Origin of the sequence: Sulfitobacter sp. 1A15299 (assembly GCF_043556915.1) — a bacterium.
Lineage (GTDB): Bacteria > Pseudomonadota > Alphaproteobacteria > Rhodobacterales > Rhodobacteraceae > Sulfitobacter.
Genome location: NZ_JBIFFJ010000010.1, coordinates 1 through 16,507, shown reverse-complemented (window position 1 = coordinate 16,507; position 16,507 = coordinate 1). Strand labels below are relative to the sequence as shown.

The 16,507-nt window shown below is 61.4% G+C and carries 14 protein-coding genes; 13 read left to right on the top strand and 1 reads right to left on the bottom strand.

The window, feature by feature from the left end; genetic code table 11:
• Positions 1–14: 14 nt before the first annotated feature.
• From ACGYK7_RS11650 to ACGYK7_RS11635, 4 genes are read left to right on the top strand one after another with little or no spacing between them, the layout of a single operon-like run.
• Positions 15–1,814: an acyclic terpene utilization AtuA family protein gene (locus ACGYK7_RS11650; protein WP_152467139.1), complete on the top strand. Its 1,800-nt coding sequence runs from the start codon at positions 15–17 to the stop codon at positions 1,812–1,814.
• Positions 1,815–1,826: 12 nt separating this feature from the next.
• Positions 1,827–3,296, top strand: a complete 1,470-nt coding sequence (locus tag ACGYK7_RS11645; protein WP_136340206.1) for an acetyl/propionyl/methylcrotonyl-CoA carboxylase subunit alpha — start codon at positions 1,827–1,829, stop codon at positions 3,294–3,296.
• A complete protein-coding gene (locus ACGYK7_RS11640; RefSeq protein ID WP_232237131.1) occupies positions 3,296–3,799 on the top strand; it encodes an acetyl-CoA carboxylase biotin carboxyl carrier protein subunit in 504 nt (167 codons plus the stop codon). The genes ACGYK7_RS11645 and ACGYK7_RS11640 overlap by 1 nt, the downstream gene beginning before the upstream one ends.
• A gap of 2 nt (positions 3,800–3,801) precedes the next feature.
• Positions 3,802–5,409, top strand: a complete 1,608-nt coding sequence (locus tag ACGYK7_RS11635) for an acyl-CoA carboxylase subunit beta (RefSeq protein WP_043753618.1) — start codon at positions 3,802–3,804, stop codon at positions 5,407–5,409.
• 111 nt (positions 5,410–5,520) lie between these two features.
• Here the strand turns inward: ACGYK7_RS11635 and ACGYK7_RS11630 are convergent, their stop codons facing one another.
• A complete protein-coding gene (locus tag ACGYK7_RS11630; protein ID WP_043753615.1) occupies positions 5,521–6,132 on the bottom strand; it encodes a transferase hexapeptide repeat family protein in 612 nt (203 codons plus the stop codon).
• Positions 6,133–6,385: 253 nt separating this feature from the next.
• On the opposite strand from ACGYK7_RS11630, the gene ACGYK7_RS11625 reads away from it, so the two are divergent.
• The 9 genes from ACGYK7_RS11625 to ACGYK7_RS11585 all read left to right on the top strand — a co-directional run bounded on the left by ACGYK7_RS11625 (position 6,386) and on the right by ACGYK7_RS11585 (position 16,439).
• A complete protein-coding gene (locus ACGYK7_RS11625; protein WP_152467141.1) occupies positions 6,386–7,570 on the top strand; it encodes a lipid-transfer protein in 1,185 nt (394 codons plus the stop codon).
• A 24-nt stretch (positions 7,571–7,594) separates the two neighbouring features.
• Positions 7,595–8,425 carry an SDR family NAD(P)-dependent oxidoreductase gene (locus tag ACGYK7_RS11620; protein WP_027264429.1) on the top strand — a complete coding sequence of 277 codons (831 nt, stop codon included), beginning with the start codon at positions 7,595–7,597 and terminating at the stop codon, positions 8,423–8,425.
• 180 nt (positions 8,426–8,605) lie between these two features.
• A complete protein-coding gene (locus tag ACGYK7_RS11615) occupies positions 8,606–9,235 on the top strand; it encodes a TetR/AcrR family transcriptional regulator (protein WP_394402413.1) in 630 nt (209 codons plus the stop codon).
• Between the two features lie 4 nt (positions 9,236–9,239).
• The gene (locus ACGYK7_RS11610; protein ID WP_043753606.1) at positions 9,240–10,838 is read left to right on the top strand and encodes an acyl-CoA carboxylase subunit beta; all 1,599 of its coding nucleotides are present in this window, start codon (positions 9,240–9,242) and stop codon (positions 10,836–10,838) included.
• A 9-nt stretch (positions 10,839–10,847) separates the two neighbouring features.
• Positions 10,848–11,642, top strand: coding sequence for a crotonase/enoyl-CoA hydratase family protein (locus ACGYK7_RS11605; protein WP_028288551.1), 795 nt, complete (start codon positions 10,848–10,850; stop codon positions 11,640–11,642).
• A complete protein-coding gene (locus tag ACGYK7_RS11600) occupies positions 11,627–13,642 on the top strand; it encodes a biotin carboxylase N-terminal domain-containing protein (RefSeq protein WP_276155040.1) in 2,016 nt (671 codons plus the stop codon). The genes ACGYK7_RS11605 and ACGYK7_RS11600 overlap by 16 nt, the downstream gene beginning before the upstream one ends.
• Positions 13,639–14,805 (top strand): acyl-CoA dehydrogenase family protein, encoded by a 1,167-nt coding sequence (locus ACGYK7_RS11595; RefSeq protein WP_152467144.1) that lies wholly within the window; start codon positions 13,639–13,641, stop codon positions 14,803–14,805. Before ACGYK7_RS11600 ends, ACGYK7_RS11595 begins: the two co-directional genes overlap by 4 nt.
• A gap of 47 nt (positions 14,806–14,852) precedes the next feature.
• Entirely contained in the window at positions 14,853–15,419 is a 567-nt protein-coding gene (locus ACGYK7_RS11590) for a biotin transporter BioY (RefSeq protein ID WP_136340106.1), read from the top strand.
• Positions 15,420–15,620: 201 nt separating this feature from the next.
• Positions 15,621–16,439, top strand: a complete 819-nt coding sequence (locus ACGYK7_RS11585; protein WP_136340210.1) for an MBL fold metallo-hydrolase — start codon at positions 15,621–15,623, stop codon at positions 16,437–16,439.
• The last annotated feature ends 68 nt before the right edge of the window (positions 16,440–16,507 follow it).

The following is a 16,507-nucleotide window of genomic DNA, read 5'->3' as shown; positions in this document are numbered from 1 at the left end:
GGGAGGAGAGGAATATGTCGGAACGAAAGCTGCGCATCGGATGCGCGTCGGGTTTCTGGGGCGATACGCCGGAAGCGATCGGTCAACTGGTCTCAAAGGGCGAGATCGACTATCTGGTGTTTGACTATCTGGCAGAGGTGACAATGTCGCTGATGGCGCGGGCCCGCGCCAAAGCGCCCGAGTCGGGCTATGCGCCGGACTTCGTCAAGGCGCTGGCACCCTGGTTGTCGGATATCAAGGCAAAAGGGATCAAGGTCGTTGCCAATGCAGGGGGCGTGAACCCGCGTGGCTGCAGCGATGCGCTTGCCAAAGCCGCCGCCCAGGCCGGGATCGATCTGTCCGTCGGAGTCGTGCTAGGCGATGACCTGTTGCCCAGGGCCGATGAAATTCGCAAAAACGGTCAGACGGAAATGTTCTCGGGTGTCGCATTTCCAGATGATATCTGGAGCATGAATGCCTATCTGGGTGCCCGCCCCATCGCTGCCGCGCTGGATGCCGGGGCCGACATCGTGATCACCGGACGCTGCGCCGACAGCGCGGTCGCGCTTGGTCCCCTGATGCATGAATACGGTTGGGGCGACGATGACTGGGACAAGCTCAGCCAGGGATCGCTGGCCGGCCACCTGATCGAATGCGGCCCCCAGGGAACCGGCGGCAACTTCACCGACTGGCAGGACGTGCCGGGTTGGGACAATATGGGCATGCCCATCGTCGAGGTGTCCGAAGACGGCAGTTTCATCATGACCAAGACGCCTGACACCGGCGGGCTGGTCGTGCCCGGGTCAGTCGGAGAGCAGATGCTCTATGAAATCGGGGACCCGCGCGCCTACCTGTTGCCCGACGTGATCTGCGACTGGTCCGGGGTCACCCTGGAACAGGTCGGACCCGACCGGGTGCTGGTCAAGGGCGGCAGGGGGCTTGGGCGCACCGACAGCTACAAGGTGTCGGCGACCCATGCCGATGGCTGGCGCGCGGTCTCTACCCTGACACTGGCCGCGATTGACGCACCCGCCAAGGCCGAACGTGTGGCCGAGGCGATCCTGACCCGCTGTCGCCGGATTTTCCGCGACCGCAACATGGGAGATTTCCGGCAGGTCAGCGTCGAGGTGCTGGGGGCCGAGGCGGCCTACGGCGCAAATGCGCGCGCCCGGACCCGCGAGGTGGTGCTCAAGATCGGCGCGGTCCATGACGATCGCGCCGCGCTGAACATCTTTGCCGGCGAAATCGCACCGATGGCGATTTCGACCGCGCAGGGTCTGACCGGGTTCTTCGCCGGACGGCCAAAGGTGCAGCCGGTGGTCCGTCTATTTTCCTTCCTTCAGAGCAAGGCCGAAACCCCCGTCGCGGTCGAGGTCGACGGCAAGGATGTGCCCGTGAGCGTGGCCACTACGCCAGTCCACCTTGATCCGCCTGCCGCACCGCCCGCAGATAGCCGCGAGCCCGGTCCGGACGTTGTCAAGGTCCGCCTCGTCGATTTGGCCTGGGGCCGCTCGGGCGACAAGGGGGACATCGCCAATATCGGCATCCTCGCGCGCAAGCCGGACTACCTACCATATATCCGCTCGGCTCTCAGCGAAGAGGTGGTGAAGGACTATTTCGCCCATGTCTGCGACGGCAGGGTAGAACGGTTCGACTTGCCTGGAAGCCATTCGCTGAATTTCCTGTTGCATGAATCGCTTGGCGGTGGCGGCATCGCCTCGGTCCGCATAGACCCGCAGGGCAAAGGGTTCGCGCAGATGCTGCTTGATATCGAAATTCCCGTGCCAGCCGATCTGGCCGCACGTGACGGACTGAATGCCGCGGCCCGGAACTAAGAGGACGACACCATGACCATTTCGAAACTCCTGGTCGCCAATCGGGGCGAGATCGCGGCGCGCGTGTTGCGCACCGCTAAGGCCCGCGGGCTTGCGACTGCCGTGTTGCGTCATGTCGCCGAGCAAGAGGGGCCGGCGCATCTGATCGCAGATGAGGTCGTGATGATCGACGGCCCGACGCCCGTGGCCGCCTATCTCGATATTCCTCAGATCGTCGAAGCCGCCAAAGGGATCGGCGCGGACGCGGTTCATCCCGGCTATGGCTTTCTGTCAGAGAATGCCGGTTTTGTCGCGGCGCTGGAAAAAGCCGGAGTGACCTTTGTCGGCCCGACGTCCGAGGTCATCGACCTGATGGGGGACAAGGTCCGCGCCCGCGCCTTCGTCGAGGAACGCGGGTTTCCCGTCGCCCCCTCGGCCATCGAGGATGATGATCCGGCGAGCTTTGTCGAACGCGCCCGCGCCGTTGGCTATCCGCTGCTCATCAAGCCCTCGGCCGGCGGTGGCGGCAAGGGCATGCGCGTCGTACGCGAGGACAGCACGCTGGAGACCGAAATCGAAACCGCGCGCCGCGAAGGCGAACGATATTTCGGCGACGGGCGGCTTTTCGTCGAACGCTATATCGAACGCCCGCGCCATATCGAGGTGCAGGTGATGGGCGACGGACAGGGCAACGTGGTCCATTTCTGGGAACGTGAATGTTCGATCCAGCGCCGGTTCCAGAAGATTATCGAGGAAACGCCGTCACCGGCGCTGACCCCCGAGCAACGGGATGAGATCTGCGAGACCGCTGCCGGAATTGCCCGCGCCGTCAAATACCGCGGGGCAGGGACTGTCGAATTCATCTATGCACAGGATGGGGCCTTTTATTTCCTGGAAATGAACACCCGCCTTCAGGTCGAACATCCGGTGACCGAGATGGTAACCGGCTTTGATCTGGTTGCCGAGCAGCTGCGTGTCGCGGCGGGCGACGGGCTGAGCGCCGTGCAGGCGGATATTCCCCAAACCGGACACTCGATCGAACTGCGCATCTGTGCCGAGGATGCGACCGCCGATTTTCGCCCCGCGATCGGCAATATCCTGCTGCTGGACGAACCCCAGGGCGAGGGGATCCGCGTAGACAGCGGCATTCTGGATGGCGGCAAGGTAACGACCGACTTCGACCCGATGTTGTCCAAGCTGATCGTGCATGGCCCGGATCGCGCGCAGGCCATCGCCCGTGCCCGGAGCGCGGTGCAAAGCTATGTGATTCTCGGGGTAACGACCAACACCGGTTACCTGGATGCAATCCTTGCACATCCGGATTTCGCCTCTGGTGACGTTTCAACTGGCTTCCTGGCTGAACAATCCGAAACGCTAACCGCGCCGGGCGAAGATGTCTCTGACTTGCTGATAGCGGCGGCGGCCCTATCGGACGAGCGCCTGGTGAGTGACGTAATGCAGATACCGGAAATGTACCGCAAGATGGGTGGGTGGAGAAACTGATGCAACGGATTTTTCAGATCGACGGAGAAGAGACTGATTGCTGGCTGGGTCATGATGGCAGCCGGTTCGTGCTCAACACCCCCACTGGCGCTGTTGCCTGCCAATTGGATCCGACGGGTCTGCCGGGCGGTTACAAGCTGCGGGCCAAGGGTGTTGTGCGCGAATTGCGACTGGCCGTGGGGCCGGAAGCAACTTTTGTGCACATGGACGGGCGAACCTACGAAGTCGGGCGGGTTGATCCCGCCGAACGCCTGGCCGGAAGCGACGGTGGCGCGAGCGACGACCGATTGGTGGCGCCCATGCCGGGTGTCGTGGTGTCAGTTGCGGTTAAACCCGGCGATGCGGTTGAAGAAGGCCAGCCACTTCTGGTGATCGAAAGCATGAAGTTGGAAACCACACTGACGGCGCCGCGCGACGGGGTCGTTGCCGAAATGCCATTCGCCGAAGGCGACAGTTTTGGTCTGAAAGACATCCTGGCCCAATTGGCTCCGGAGGAGGAGTGACCATGCGCAGAATTGAAAGTCAGATCGACACCAATGCCGCCGACTACAAGGCAAATTTCGCCGCCATGTCTGAACGGCTGAAGGAATTCCACGCTCGCCAGCACGCGGCGCGTTTCGAACGTCCGCAACGCGATATCGACCGCCTCGCCCGCCAGAACAAACTGGGCGTGCGCGAGCGGTTGAAACTGCTGCTGGACCCCGGCACTCCGTTTTTGGAATTTTCAACCCTGGCGGCCTGTCGTGAATATGACGGGGTGGTGCCCGGCGCAGGCGTGGTTACGGGGATCGGCATCGTGCAAGGCCGCGAGGTCGCCATTCATGCCAATGATGCCAGCGTCAAGGGCGGTGCCTGGTATCCGCATACCGTGAAAAAGGTCGTGCGTCTTCTGGATGTCGCGCTGGAAAACCGTCTGCCGGTCATCCATATCTGCGACAGCGCGGGCGGTTTCCTGCCGCTGCAGCACGGGGTGTTTCCCGACCGGTATCTGGGCGGGCGGGTGTTCCGCAACCAGGTCAAGCTGAGCCAGGCCAATATCCCGCAGATTGCCGTGGTCGGCGGACACTGCACGGCTGGCGGTGCCTATGTGCCGACGCTGAGCGACTACAACATCATCATCGAAGGCACAGGCGCGATTTTCCTTGGCGGTCCCCCGCTGGTCAAGGCGGCTACCGGCGAAGAGGTCGGTGTTCAGGAGCTTGGCGGCGCGGTCATGCACACCTCGGTATCGGGCACCGGCGACTATCGCGCCGCGACCGAACAACACGCCTTTTCACTGGCGCGCGAGATTGTCAGCCAATGGATGCGCACCCCGAAAACGATCATCGAAACCGCCGCTTTTGAAGAGCCATACTACGACCCCAAGGAGCTTTATGGGATCATCCCCAAGGACCGGAAAACCCAGTTTGATATGCGCGAGGTTCTGGCGCGGATCGTCGATGGCTCGCGCTTTCACGAATACCAGCCCGACTATGGCACCACGATGGTTTGCGGCTTTGCCCATATCTGGGGTTACAAGGTCGGCATCCTTGCCAACAACGGGGTGCTGTTCAACGACAGTTCGCTCAAGGCAGCGCATTTCATGCAGTTGTGCAACCAGAACCGCACGCCTCTGGTCTTTTTCCAGAACATCACCGGCTATATGGTGGGCCGCGAATACGAAGAACGAGGCATCGCCAAGGATGGCGCCAAGATGCTGATGGCGCAGGGCGGCTCGGTCGTGCCGAAGTTTACCGTGATCGCCAATGCGTCTTACGGGGCCGGCAACTACGGGATGTGCGGACGGGCCTGGGACGCGCGCACGCTGTTCATGTGGCCCCAGGCCGAGATCGGCGTGATGGGGGCGGATCAGGCCGCAAATACCATGGCGGACGTCAAGATTCGGCAGCTTCAGCGCGAAGGCAAAGAGCTGACCGAAGAAGAAATCGCCGCGATCCGCGAACCGGTGCTGGAAAAATACAAGCGCGATGTCGAGGCTTATACCTCGACCTCGGAATTGTGGGACGACGGCATCCTCGATCCGGCGGACACACGCAACGCGCTTGGCATGTCGATTTCTGCCTCGCTCAATGCACCGATCGACGATCCGCACTACGGGATCTTCCGTCTGTAAAGGCTTGAGGGACGGCACACCGGGTCGGGGAGTGCCGTTCCGCGTCAAGGCGCTTCCATCTGGTGCTTTCGGAATCTGAAGTAGTCCTGACCGGTCCGGTTCCCGGACCGGTCAGGACGATGTCCGCCGCGCCTCCTGAATGGAGACGACGTCAGAGGCCGCCATGCCGGGCCGGTTTGCCTCGACCGCCTTCAGCGGCTCGACCGGCGTCAATCCGGCCAGACAGTCGCGCGCAAGTTGCTGGTATTCCGCGGTGCCGCGCGTTTTCCACGCGATTTCTTTCTCGCTGACCTCGCGGATCACCTTTGCCGGCGATCCCACCACCATCGAACGCGGCGGAATCACGGTTTCGCCACGCACAAACGCCTGCGCGCCGACAATCGATTCCGCCCCAAGCTCTACACCATCCATAATGACGGAATTCATTCCGACCAGAGCGTTCCGGCCCACTGTGCAACCGTGCAGGATCGCGCCATGGCCGATGTGGCCGTCGCTTTCCACCACGGCGTCGCGGCCGGGAAAGGAATGGATGATGCAATTGTCCTGAACATTGGCTCCATCCCCGATCACGATCCTGCCGAAATCGCCCCGCAAGCTTGCTCCGGGGCCGATGTAGCATCCATGACCCAAGATGACATTTCCGATCAGAACGGCCTGGGGGTGGACATATGTATCCTCGGGCACGACGGGTATAAAACCCTTGAACTCATAACAGTATGCCATTCCGACCACCTTTCGTAAGCTGAGTGCTAAACGCTTGTCAGCGGTTGCGCCGGGACCAGAATCCCTCAATTGTGCCGCCGATCAGGGCGTGTGGCCCGAAAACAAACACAAGTTAGAAAATAGCGCAAGCTCCCTACGTCACAGCTTGGCGATATTGACACTTCCCAAGGTTGGGATTTAAAATCTAACAAATGGTAGAAAATAGGCTGGCGGACCGATTAGGGTGGCCTGACCGAACTTGGGAGAGAGAGAAATGACAGACAAAGCCTATGTTGCAGGCGTTGGGATGGTCCCGTTCCAGAAGCCGGGAAAATCCGAAAGCTACGATGTGATGGCGACCGCTGCGACCCGGTCCGCTCTGGCAGACGCGGGGTTGGATTATGATAAAGTCCAACAGGCCTATGTTGGCTATGTCTATGGCGACAGCACCTGCGGTCAGCGCGCCCTGTACCATGTCGGAATGACAGGCATCCCGGTTCTGAATGTGAACAACAACTGCTCGACCGGATCGTCCGCCCTGTTCCTGGCCAGGCAGGCAGTTGAAAGCGGCGCGGTCGAATGTGCTCTGGCACTTGGGTTCGAACAGATGCAGCCCGGCGCAATCGGTGCGATGTTCCATGACCGGGTCAGCCCGTTTGCGGCATTCGACAGTGAAACCGACGATCTGGTTGGCCGTTCCGAAATCCCGCTGGCACTGCGGTACTTTGGCGGTGCGGGCAAGGCGCATATGGACGAGTTCGGCACACCCGTCGAGACCTTCGCCAAGATCCGCGCCAAGGCCAGCCGACATGCTGCGAAGAATCCGGTTGCCCTGTTCCGGCAGGAGGTGACGGCGGAAGATGTCATGGCCGCCCAGGTCGTCTGGCCCGGCGTCATGACCAAGCTCATGGCCTGTCCGCCAACCTGTGGCGCGGCGGCGGCGATCATTTGTTCCAAGGAATTCGCCGACAAGCACGGATTGGACAGTTCCGTTCGGATCGCGGCGCAGGCCATGACAACAGACGGACCGGAAACTTTCGAAGCCCATGACATGCGCGAAGTGGTCGGCTTTTCGATGGCCAAGCGCGCCGCCGATCAGGTTTACGAGGACGCGGGCATCGGGCCCGAGGACGTGGATGTGGTCGAACTGCACGACTGTTTCGCCCACAACGAGCTTATCACCTATGAGGCGCTTGGCCTTTGCGGTCGCGGCGAAGCGGCGAAATTCGTTGATGATGGCGACAACACCTACGGCGGAAAATACGTGACCAACCCGTCGGGCGGTCTTTTGTCCAAAGGCCATCCGCTTGGGGCGACCGGCCTAGCGCAATGTACCGAGCTCGTTCAGCAGCTTCGCGGCCAGGCAGATGCGCGCCAGGTTGATGGCGCACGTCTGGCGCTTCAGCACAATCTGGGCCTCGGCGGGGCCTGCGTCACCACGCTTTATGAAAAAGCCTGATAGCGCCTTTCGGGAGGAATCAATATGACTGGAAAACTCGACGGGCGCGTGGCGCTGGTCTCGGGCTCGGGCCGGGGCATTGGCCGCGAAATCGCTCTCAAACTGGCCTCGGAAGGGGCCCGGCTGGTGATCAACGATCTGGATGCGGATCCGGCCAATGAAACCGCCGAGGCGGTGCGCGCAATGGGAGCTGAGGCCGTGGTCTGTGCCGGCAGCGTCACCGAAGACGGTTTTGCCGAACGGTTCATCAAGACCGGCGTGGACAGCTTTGGCGGGTTAGACATCATCGTGAACAACGCAGGCTACACTTGGGATAGCGTCGTTCAGAAGATGTCCGACGAACAGTGGCAGGCGATCATCGACGTCCACCTGACGGCACCTTTCAAGATCCTGCGCGCTGCCCAGCCGGTGATCAGCGCCAAGGCCAAGGAAGAGGCCGCCGCCGGGCAAGAGGTGTTCCGCAAGGTGGTCAACATCTCGTCCATCGCAGGGACCGGCGGCAATGCTGGCCAGATCAACTATTCCGCCGCAAAGGCCGGTATCCTAGGGGTCACCCGGACGATGGCCAAGGAATGGGGCCGCTATAAGGTCAACGTCAACGCCGTCGCCTTCGGCCCGATTCGCACCCGCTTGACCGAAGGCAGCGCGGATGGCGACAGCACGATCAAGGTCGAAGAAAAAGAGATCAAGGTCGGCGTGAATCCCGATCTCCTGTCCCAGATGGAGCGCATGATCCCGCTGGGCCGGGTCGGCACTCCGGAAGAAGCTGCCGGTGCCGTCTATCTGTTCTGTGCGCCGGAATCGAACTTCATTTCAGGCCAGCACGTCATCTGCGGTGGCGGTTTCGTGATCTAAGGCATTTGCCCGGACCCGATGACGGGGTCCGGGCAAGCACATTAATGTCTGGGCGGCCTCTTGGCGGTCGCCAATGCGGAATTTTCCGCAAACTCTAGTCTGGCACGATCACGACGATTTACTCATTTGCGTTATTAACCTAACAGGCGTTAGTTAGGCGTTGGGGCGATACGAAAGTATATGGCACAAAACACGGCAATCAAAATCAACGAGACATCGCGCAGCGCGGTTGGACGGGATGGGGTGCTGGACATTGCCGCGCGGCTTTTCCGCGAACAAGGCTACGGGTCCGTTTCGCTCCGAAAAATTGCCGAGGCCGCCGGGATCAAGGCGGGTAGCATATATTATCATTTCGGTTCCAAGGACGAGATCGTCGCGGCCGTTCTTGATGCAGGGATTCGAGTCGTTCACGAGAGCATGAGAGACGCCGTCACCGACCTGCGGGCCGATGCCGACGGCGAAACGGTACTGCGCGCCGCGATCCGGGCGCATCTGCGCGCGCTTATTGATGTGAGCGATTATACATCGGCGAATGTGCGTATTTTCGGGCAGGTGCCGCAATCCGTCCGGGATGCCAACTTGCCCACGCGCAGGGCCTATGAGGCAGAGTGGGACAGTCTTCTGTCCCAGCTTAAGAAAGATGGCAAGCTGAAGCAAGACGTCGATATCCGTCGCCTGCGCCTGATGCTGATCGGTACATTGAACGCCACGCTCGATTGGTTCGACCCGGACCGCGGTAGCGCCGATGCGTTGTCACGCACCTATGCCGATGTGTTCCTCAACGGGATACTCCAAAGACAGGATACCTGACTTCATGGCACGTCTTGAAACAGCGGTGCTGACCGCATCAGAGACCTACACCCGCAACCACGCCGCACAAAGCGAGCGCGTCGAAACGCTGCGTGCGCGGATCGCCGAAGCAACGGCTGGCGGCCGCCCCGATATGGTCGCGCGGCATCGCAAGCGCGGCAAGCTGTTGGTCCGCGAACGGATCGACCTGCTGGTGGATCCGGGCACTGCGTTTCTTGAGCTGTCGTCGCTTGCCGCCTACGGTCAATACGGGGGCGAGGTGCCCGGTGCGGGGATCGTGACCGGTATCGGGATCGTCCACGGGCTGCCCTGCGTTGTGATCGCCAACGATGCGACAGTGAAGGGTGGGTCTTTCTATCACGAAACCGTGCAGAAACACATCCGCGCCCAGGAAATCGCAGCCGAGAACCGGCTGCCCTGCCTCTATCTGGTGGATTGCGGCGGTGCCTATCTGCCAGAGCAGGACCGGGTTTTCCCCGATGCCCGCCATTTCGGCAATTCCTTTTATCGTCAAACCAACATGTCCGCGAGCGGCCTGCCGCAGATCTCGGCGGTCTTTGGAGGCTGCACGGCCGGTGGGGCCTATATCCCGGCCCTGTCGGACGAAGTCATCATGGTACGCGGCAACGCACGCATCCATCTGGGCGGCCCCTCGATCGTCAAGGTGGCGATCAACGAAGAGGTTGATGGAGAAACATTGGGGGGGGCCGAGATGCATTCGCGCGTCTCCGGTGTGTCTGACCATCTGGCCGAGGACGAGTATCATGCGCTTGCTCTGATGCGCGACATCGTATCCGAACTGGGCCTGTCGCGCCCGATGGGTCCCGATGCAACCTGCGCGCCGCCGGCGCGCAACCCAGAGGAACTGCTTGGCGTCATCAGCGCCGATCGCAAACAGCCCTATGACATGCGCGAGGTTCTGCTGCGCATGATCGACGCCGGCGAATTCCGCGAATTCAAGCCCGGATGGGGTGAGACGCTGGTCTGCGGCACCGCGCGGATTCACGGCTATCGAGTGGGCATTCTCGCAAATAATGGGGCGCTTGTGTCCGACAGTTCGCTCAAGGGCGCGCAATTCGTGTCGATGTGCGATCAACGCAACATCCCGCTTTTGTTCCTCCACAACATCTCGGGCTTCATGGTCGGCACCGAAGCCGAGCGCGGCGGCATTGCCAAAGACAGCGCCAAGCTGGTCTATGCCATGTCGGTTGCCAAGGTGCCGCGCCTGTCGGTCCTCTTGGGCGGCTCATACGGGGCAGGCAACTACGGCATGTGCGGACGTGGTTTCGCCCCGAATTTTCTCTTTGCCTGGCCCACGGCGGAACTGGCCACCATGTCTGCCGACATCGCCACAAATGTGATGCTGGAACTGCGCCGCCAGAAAGGGGGCGACCCGGGCAAGATGGAGGCCGACATGAAGCTGATCGAGGAGCAGGTTCGGGCCCAGTACGGTGAACAGTCCGATCCCTATTATGCCACCTCGCGGCTTTGGGATGACGGGCTGATCGAACCCGCGCAAACCCGCGATATCCTTGGCCTGTGTCTGGCCATCGTGACATCGGTGCCCGAAGCCGGTCGCCATACGCCTGTATTCAGAATGTGAGGCTTCAAGTTGACCAATACCTACAACACGATCCTTATCGAAACCGATGCGCGTGGCGTCGCCACGCTGACGCTCAACCGCCCCGACAAACACAATGCGCTGAATGGCGAATTGATCGCAGAGCTATACGATGCCGCCGAAAAGCTGGCTGCAGATGACGATGTGCGTATTGTGGTCCTGACCGGCGCGGGCAAGAGCTTCTGCGCGGGCGGCGATTTCAACTGGTTCGCCTCTAATGTCGAGAAAACCCGTAGTGAAAGGGTCGCACAAAGCGCCACGCTGGCGCGGCTGTTGCGCCGTCTTGACACGCTGCCCAAACCCTTGATCGGGAGGATCAACGGCCCGGCTTACGGTGGCGGTGTCGGCATGATCTCCGTCTGCGACTACACCATCGGCGCCGAAGGCGCGCGCTTCGGTCTGACCGAGGTAAAACTGGGCCTTCTGCCCGCGAATATATCGCCTTATGTGGTGGCCCGCATCGGCAAGGTGCATTCGCGTGAAACCATGCTGTCGGGGGCGTTGTTCGACACGGCCCGCGCCGAGCGGATCGGTCTGTTGACCGAGGTTGTCGCGCCGGGCGACCTGGACGCCACGGTGAACCGGGTGGTGCATGATCACCTTCAGGCCGCGCCGGGTGCCGTGGCCGATACCAAGGCGCTGATCGCCTATGTCGCGTCCCACGATCTGGAGACCAACATGATCTACACCGCCGACCGGCTGGCCGATGCGTGGGAGACTGAGGAAGGTATCGAAGGCATCAACAGTTTCATCAACAAGGGCGTTCCGTCATGGCGGGTGAAATGAGCTTCACCCGCGTTCTGATCGCCAACCGGGGCGAGATTGCCCGGCGCATCCAGCGCGGGTGCCGCAAACTGGGGCTGGAAAACGTAGCGGTGTTTTCGGACGCGGACCGCGACGCGCCCTTCGTGGCCGAGGCCGATCATGCCGTCTGCATCGGTGGGGCCGCCCCGTCGGACAGTTATTTGAACGTCGAGGCCATCCTTGAGGCCGCGCGGGCGACGGGCGCGTGTGCGGTGCACCCGGGCTATGGTTTTCTGTCTGAGAATGCCGGTTTCGCGGCGGCGGTCGAGGCGGCGGGCCTTGTGTTCATCGGGCCGGAACCCGACGCTATCGCGCGGATGGGCTCCAAGATCGAGGCCAAGGCTGCCGCCGAAGCCGCAGGCGTGCCCGTCCTGCCCGGCTATCGAGGCGAGGATCAGTCCGACGCGCGCCTGCTGCAAGAGGCCGAGGCGCTAGGCACCCCCTTTCTGGTCAAGGCCAGCGCCGGCGGCGGCGGACGCGGGATGCGGCTGGTCTCCGATCCGGGCGACGCACCCGAAGCGATTGCATCTGCCCGGGCCGAAGCGCAGAGCGCCTTCGACGATCCGGCGGTGTTCCTCGAACGCTATGCACCCCGTGCCCGCCACGTCGAAGTGCAGGTTCTGGGCGACACTCACGGCACCGTGCTGCATCTGGGCGACCGCGATTGTTCGCTGCAACGCAACCACCAAAAGCTGATCGAAGAAGCCCCCGCCGCCGATCTTCCCGAGGCTGTGCGCGACCGCATGCGTGCGGCAGCGGTGCGGTTGGCGCAGGCGATCGGCTATCGCTCCGCCGGGACGGTGGAATACCTCTATGACCCCGGGCGCGGTGAATACTACTTTCTGGAAATGAATACCCGGTTGCAGGTGGAACACCCCGTGACCGAGGCGATCACCGGCATCGATCTGGTCGAATGGCAGTTGCGCATCGCGCGGGGCGAGCCGCTGGCGCTGACGCAAGGCGATGTGCAGTTTGACGGGCACGCCATTGAAATCCGCATCGCCGCCGAAAACCCGGCCGAGAATTTCCGCCCCGAAACGGGCGAGATCAGCCTTTGGGCTCCGCCCGCCGGCGTGCGGCTCGATACCGGGGTCGAGGCAGGCTCGGTCGTCAGCCACCATTACGATTCGATGATTGCCAAGCTGATCGTCCACGCGCCGGATCGGGCCGGTGCGATCCGCCGGGCGGTTGTCGCAATGGATGCCTTTGCAGTCGGTGGCGTCGGTCTGAACCTGGCCTATCAGCGCGCGTTGCTGACACACCCGGATTTTGAGGCGTTCCGGCACCATACCTCAGGCCTGCCCGAGATGTTTCCAGGCGGCTGGACTGAACCGTCCGCTGATCCCCGGGACATGGCCCTTGCCGCGATGGCGCTGCATCTGCATCTCGCCCCGGCGGGCGCGTCGCCCTGGGAAAGCCTGGGGTCATGGCGGCTCACGGCCCCTGCGGGGTGGCCCGGTGCAGCATCCTATTGGGAGACGACCAAAGACGACCCGATCCGCGTAAACGGCTCCGGGTCGGTGTTGACAGCCGTACAACTGGACGGCCAGACCATCGCGGTCGAGAGTGCCGCCTTAACAGGATGCCGTCTGAGCGGACGCATCGACGGGGTTCCGTTTTCGCGCACCGCCTATGTCTCGCGCGCGCCGGGTCACTGGCGGGTGCACCTGCAAACCCCTGCCGGAATGACCGCGACAGACCTGCGCACGCTGGAAGACCAGCATCTGCAACGTGCCACCGGCGGGTCTGGCGTCGCTGACCTGTTGTCCGCACCCATGCCCGGCGCCGTTGCCGAGGTGCGTGTCGCACGCGGCGACCGCGTTAAAGCCGGTGACACGCTTGTGGTGCTTGAGGCCATGAAGCTGTTGCAAAGCCTGCCCGCGCCGGTCGCGGGCGTAGTGACGGAAATCTATTGTGCACCGGGCGACACGGTTGCCGGGCACGCCCCACTTATCAAACTCGATCCAGAGGAAAACACATGACCAGACAAGACAACATCACCGCGGCCTCCGGCCCGTTCAACGAAGACCTCAACTTGATCCGCGACCAGCTGCGCCGGTTCATCGAAACCGAGGTGACCGCCAAGGCCGAGCCCTGGGAGGAGGAGGGCATGGTGCCCCGCGACGTGCTGCGCCGGATGGGTGATCTCGGCGTTCTGGGGATGCGCTATGACGAACAGTATGGCGGCGCGGGGCTGGACGTGATGTCCAGCGTGGTTTTGGCCGAAGAGGTCGGGCGATCCACCTTCGGCGGATTCTCGGCCACGGTTCTGGTCCACACCGACATGGCCTCGCCGCATCTGGAAAACGCCGGCACGCCCGAACAGAAGGCGCGGTGGATGCCGTCGATCACCTCTGGCGAAATGATCACCGCCGTCGCCGTGACCGAGCCGGGCGCGGGCTCGGACGTGGCCGGCATGCGCACCCGCGCGGTGCGGGACGGGTCGGATTGGGTGCTGAACGGCACCAAGATGTTCATCACCAACGGCGTGCATGGCGATCTCTACTTTGTCGGCGCCAAGACCGATCCCGATGCCAAGGGGTCGCGCGGGATCACCATGTTTGCGGTCGAAAAAGGCACGCCGGGCTTTTCGGTCGGACGGGCGTTGAACAAGACCGGCTGGCTGTGCTCGGACACTGCCGAACTGATCTTCGAAGATGTCCGCATCCCGGCCGAAAACGTTCTGGGCGAGGTCAACCGCGGCTTCTATTCGGTGATGAAGAACTTCCAGAACGAACGCATCGTCCTGGGTGCGATGGCCTGTGCCGAAGCGCAAACCGCGCTGGACATGACCGTGGATTACGTCAAGCAGCGCAGGGCCTTTGGCGGCGTTCTGTGGGACAAGCAGGCCGTGCGCCAACGGCTGGCCGACTGTCAGACGCGGATCGCGGCAGGACGTCAGCTGGTCTATCACGCCGCCGGTCTGGATGCCGCGGGCGGTGACTGCGTGAAAGAGGTCTCAATGGTCAAAGCCTATTGCGGCGAACTGGTGAACAGCGTGCTTTATGACTGCGTCCAGTTTCACGGCGGCATGGGTTATATGCGCGAAACACCGGTGGAACGCATGTCACGCGATGCCCGTGTGCAGGCCATCGGCGGCGGGGCGAGCGAAGTCATGTTGGAAGAAGTCGCCAAGCGCATGTGAGCTTACTATCCAAAAAATAACAATCTTCAGAAACAAGGACGAAAAAGATGAATCTGGAAACCACTCAAAGCCAATCAGTCGCAAGACTGACCCGAGAAATCTCGATAATACTCGTCGGCACAATTCTTTTGGCACTATCCGCCAAAATCGTGGTGCCGTTCTACCCCGTACCTATGTCTACACAGACCCTGGTTGTCTTGGGTCTGGGCCTTTTCCTGGGGCCGGTGCGCAGTAGTCTTGTTGTTGTGACATACCTTTTTGAAGGTCTGCTTGGCCTGCCGGTCTTCGCAGGCACGCCTCCGGCTCCGGCCGGACTGGCGTATATTGCGGGTCCCACAGGCGGATACCTGATAGGCTTCGCACTTGCAGCGGCGGCTGCCGGTTGGGTTGTTCAAGCACTGCAAGGACTTTGGCCTTCATTCAGAGCATCTGTCGCGGTCTTTTTGGGCTCGATACTCATGTATTGCGCAGGGCTGTTCTGGTTGGGTGGCTTTGTCGGCTATGGCGAAAAGTTGCTGAACGCCGGTCTTTACCCGTTCCTTCTCGGGGATCTGACGAAGGCGACAATTGCTGTAGTTCTGTATACTGCTTACCATAATCGCCGCGCTGTGTGACTGCCAGCCCAAGACTGTATCAGACTGTTTCAGTCTCATACGGTCTTGGTCCAATATAAGTTGAAATGGTCCGATGCCGGATTTGACAGGCACCGGACGCCAGCCTGAGGTTTCCGGCGCCATGCGAGAGCAATGCGCAAAACTGTGCGAACCAAATTGTTCGCAATCAATACCTGGTCGCACACAATGAAAAGAAGCAGCATGTTTTTCTCAGAGCCGGAGCCTTGCCGCGCGAAGGGAGTCGAATTGGCCCCTGGAATTCTGAGGATCGTCGCGAACAATCCCGGAAAGATGACCTACCACGGGACAAATAGCTACATCATTGATACGCCTGATGGTCGGTTCATAATCGACCCCGGCCCAGCAGAAGACAGTACACATTTCGAGGCAATCATCAAAAATTTGGGGGCCAAACCATCCGGGATTCTGCTCACACACCACCATTCTGATCATTTTGGAGTCGTCCCAGCCCTGCGAGCACGGACAGACGCACCTGTTTATGCCTCACGGGCATTCCCTGACGATGCATTTCGACCTGACCGGTTTCTGGAGGACGGACAGGTCATTGCCGGTCTTACCGTCCTGCACACACCTGGTCACGCGAGCGACCACCTTTGTTTCGCGAGACCTGACGGAGTGCTCTTCACGGGCGACCACGTTATGAGTTGGAACAGTTCGATCGTCAGCCCCCCTGACGGAAACATGCACGACTACTGCGCGCAGCTACAGCGGCTGATTGAGCGCGACGATAGGATCTACTTTCCGGGGCACGGACCTATACTCCGGGATCCGCAACCTTACGTCAAACGGTTGCTTTCCAACCGCATGCGTCGCGAGGCGGAGATCCTCGCCCACCTCTCAAACACCCCGGATTCGGTCCAGAATATCGCCGCTTCCGTCTACCAGAAAACCGACCCACATATCGCAATGGCCGCAGAACGAAACGTTGCGGCGCATCTGGAGAAGCTGTTGTCTGAGTCGCGGGTGGTACAAGATGGCGAGGCCTGGAAATTAACATAAACTTCATTATGCGCTGTTTTACTTAGTGTTGCGATAGTATATTTTCGTATGTATGCTCAAGCCTGTCA

Excerpts from the sequence above, each read along its gene's own strand:
- ACGYK7_RS11650 (WP_152467139.1), top strand. The coding sequence starts at position 15 with ATGTCGGAACGAAAGCTGCGCATCGGATGCGCGTCGGGTTTCTGGGGC.
- ACGYK7_RS11645 (WP_136340206.1), top strand. The coding sequence starts at position 1,827 with ATGACCATTTCGAAACTCCTGGTCGCCAATCGGGGCGAGATCGCGGCG.
- ACGYK7_RS11640 (WP_232237131.1), top strand. The coding sequence starts at position 3,296 with ATGCAACGGATTTTTCAGATCGACGGAGAAGAGACTGATTGCTGGCTG.
- ACGYK7_RS11635 (WP_043753618.1), top strand. The coding sequence starts at position 3,802 with ATGCGCAGAATTGAAAGTCAGATCGACACCAATGCCGCCGACTACAAG.
- ACGYK7_RS11630 (WP_043753615.1), bottom strand. The coding sequence starts at position 6,132 with ATGGCATACTGTTATGAGTTCAAGGGTTTTATACCCGTCGTGCCCGAG.
- ACGYK7_RS11625 (WP_152467141.1), top strand. The coding sequence starts at position 6,386 with ATGACAGACAAAGCCTATGTTGCAGGCGTTGGGATGGTCCCGTTCCAG.
- ACGYK7_RS11620 (WP_027264429.1), top strand. The coding sequence starts at position 7,595 with ATGACTGGAAAACTCGACGGGCGCGTGGCGCTGGTCTCGGGCTCGGGC.
- ACGYK7_RS11615 (WP_394402413.1), top strand. The coding sequence starts at position 8,606 with ATGGCACAAAACACGGCAATCAAAATCAACGAGACATCGCGCAGCGCG.
- ACGYK7_RS11610 (WP_043753606.1), top strand. The coding sequence starts at position 9,240 with ATGGCACGTCTTGAAACAGCGGTGCTGACCGCATCAGAGACCTACACC.
- ACGYK7_RS11600 (WP_276155040.1), top strand. The coding sequence starts at position 11,627 with ATGGCGGGTGAAATGAGCTTCACCCGCGTTCTGATCGCCAACCGGGGC.
- ACGYK7_RS11595 (WP_152467144.1), top strand. The coding sequence starts at position 13,639 with ATGACCAGACAAGACAACATCACCGCGGCCTCCGGCCCGTTCAACGAA.
- ACGYK7_RS11590 (WP_136340106.1), top strand. The coding sequence starts at position 14,853 with ATGAATCTGGAAACCACTCAAAGCCAATCAGTCGCAAGACTGACCCGA.
- ACGYK7_RS11585 (WP_136340210.1), top strand. The coding sequence starts at position 15,621 with ATGTTTTTCTCAGAGCCGGAGCCTTGCCGCGCGAAGGGAGTCGAATTG.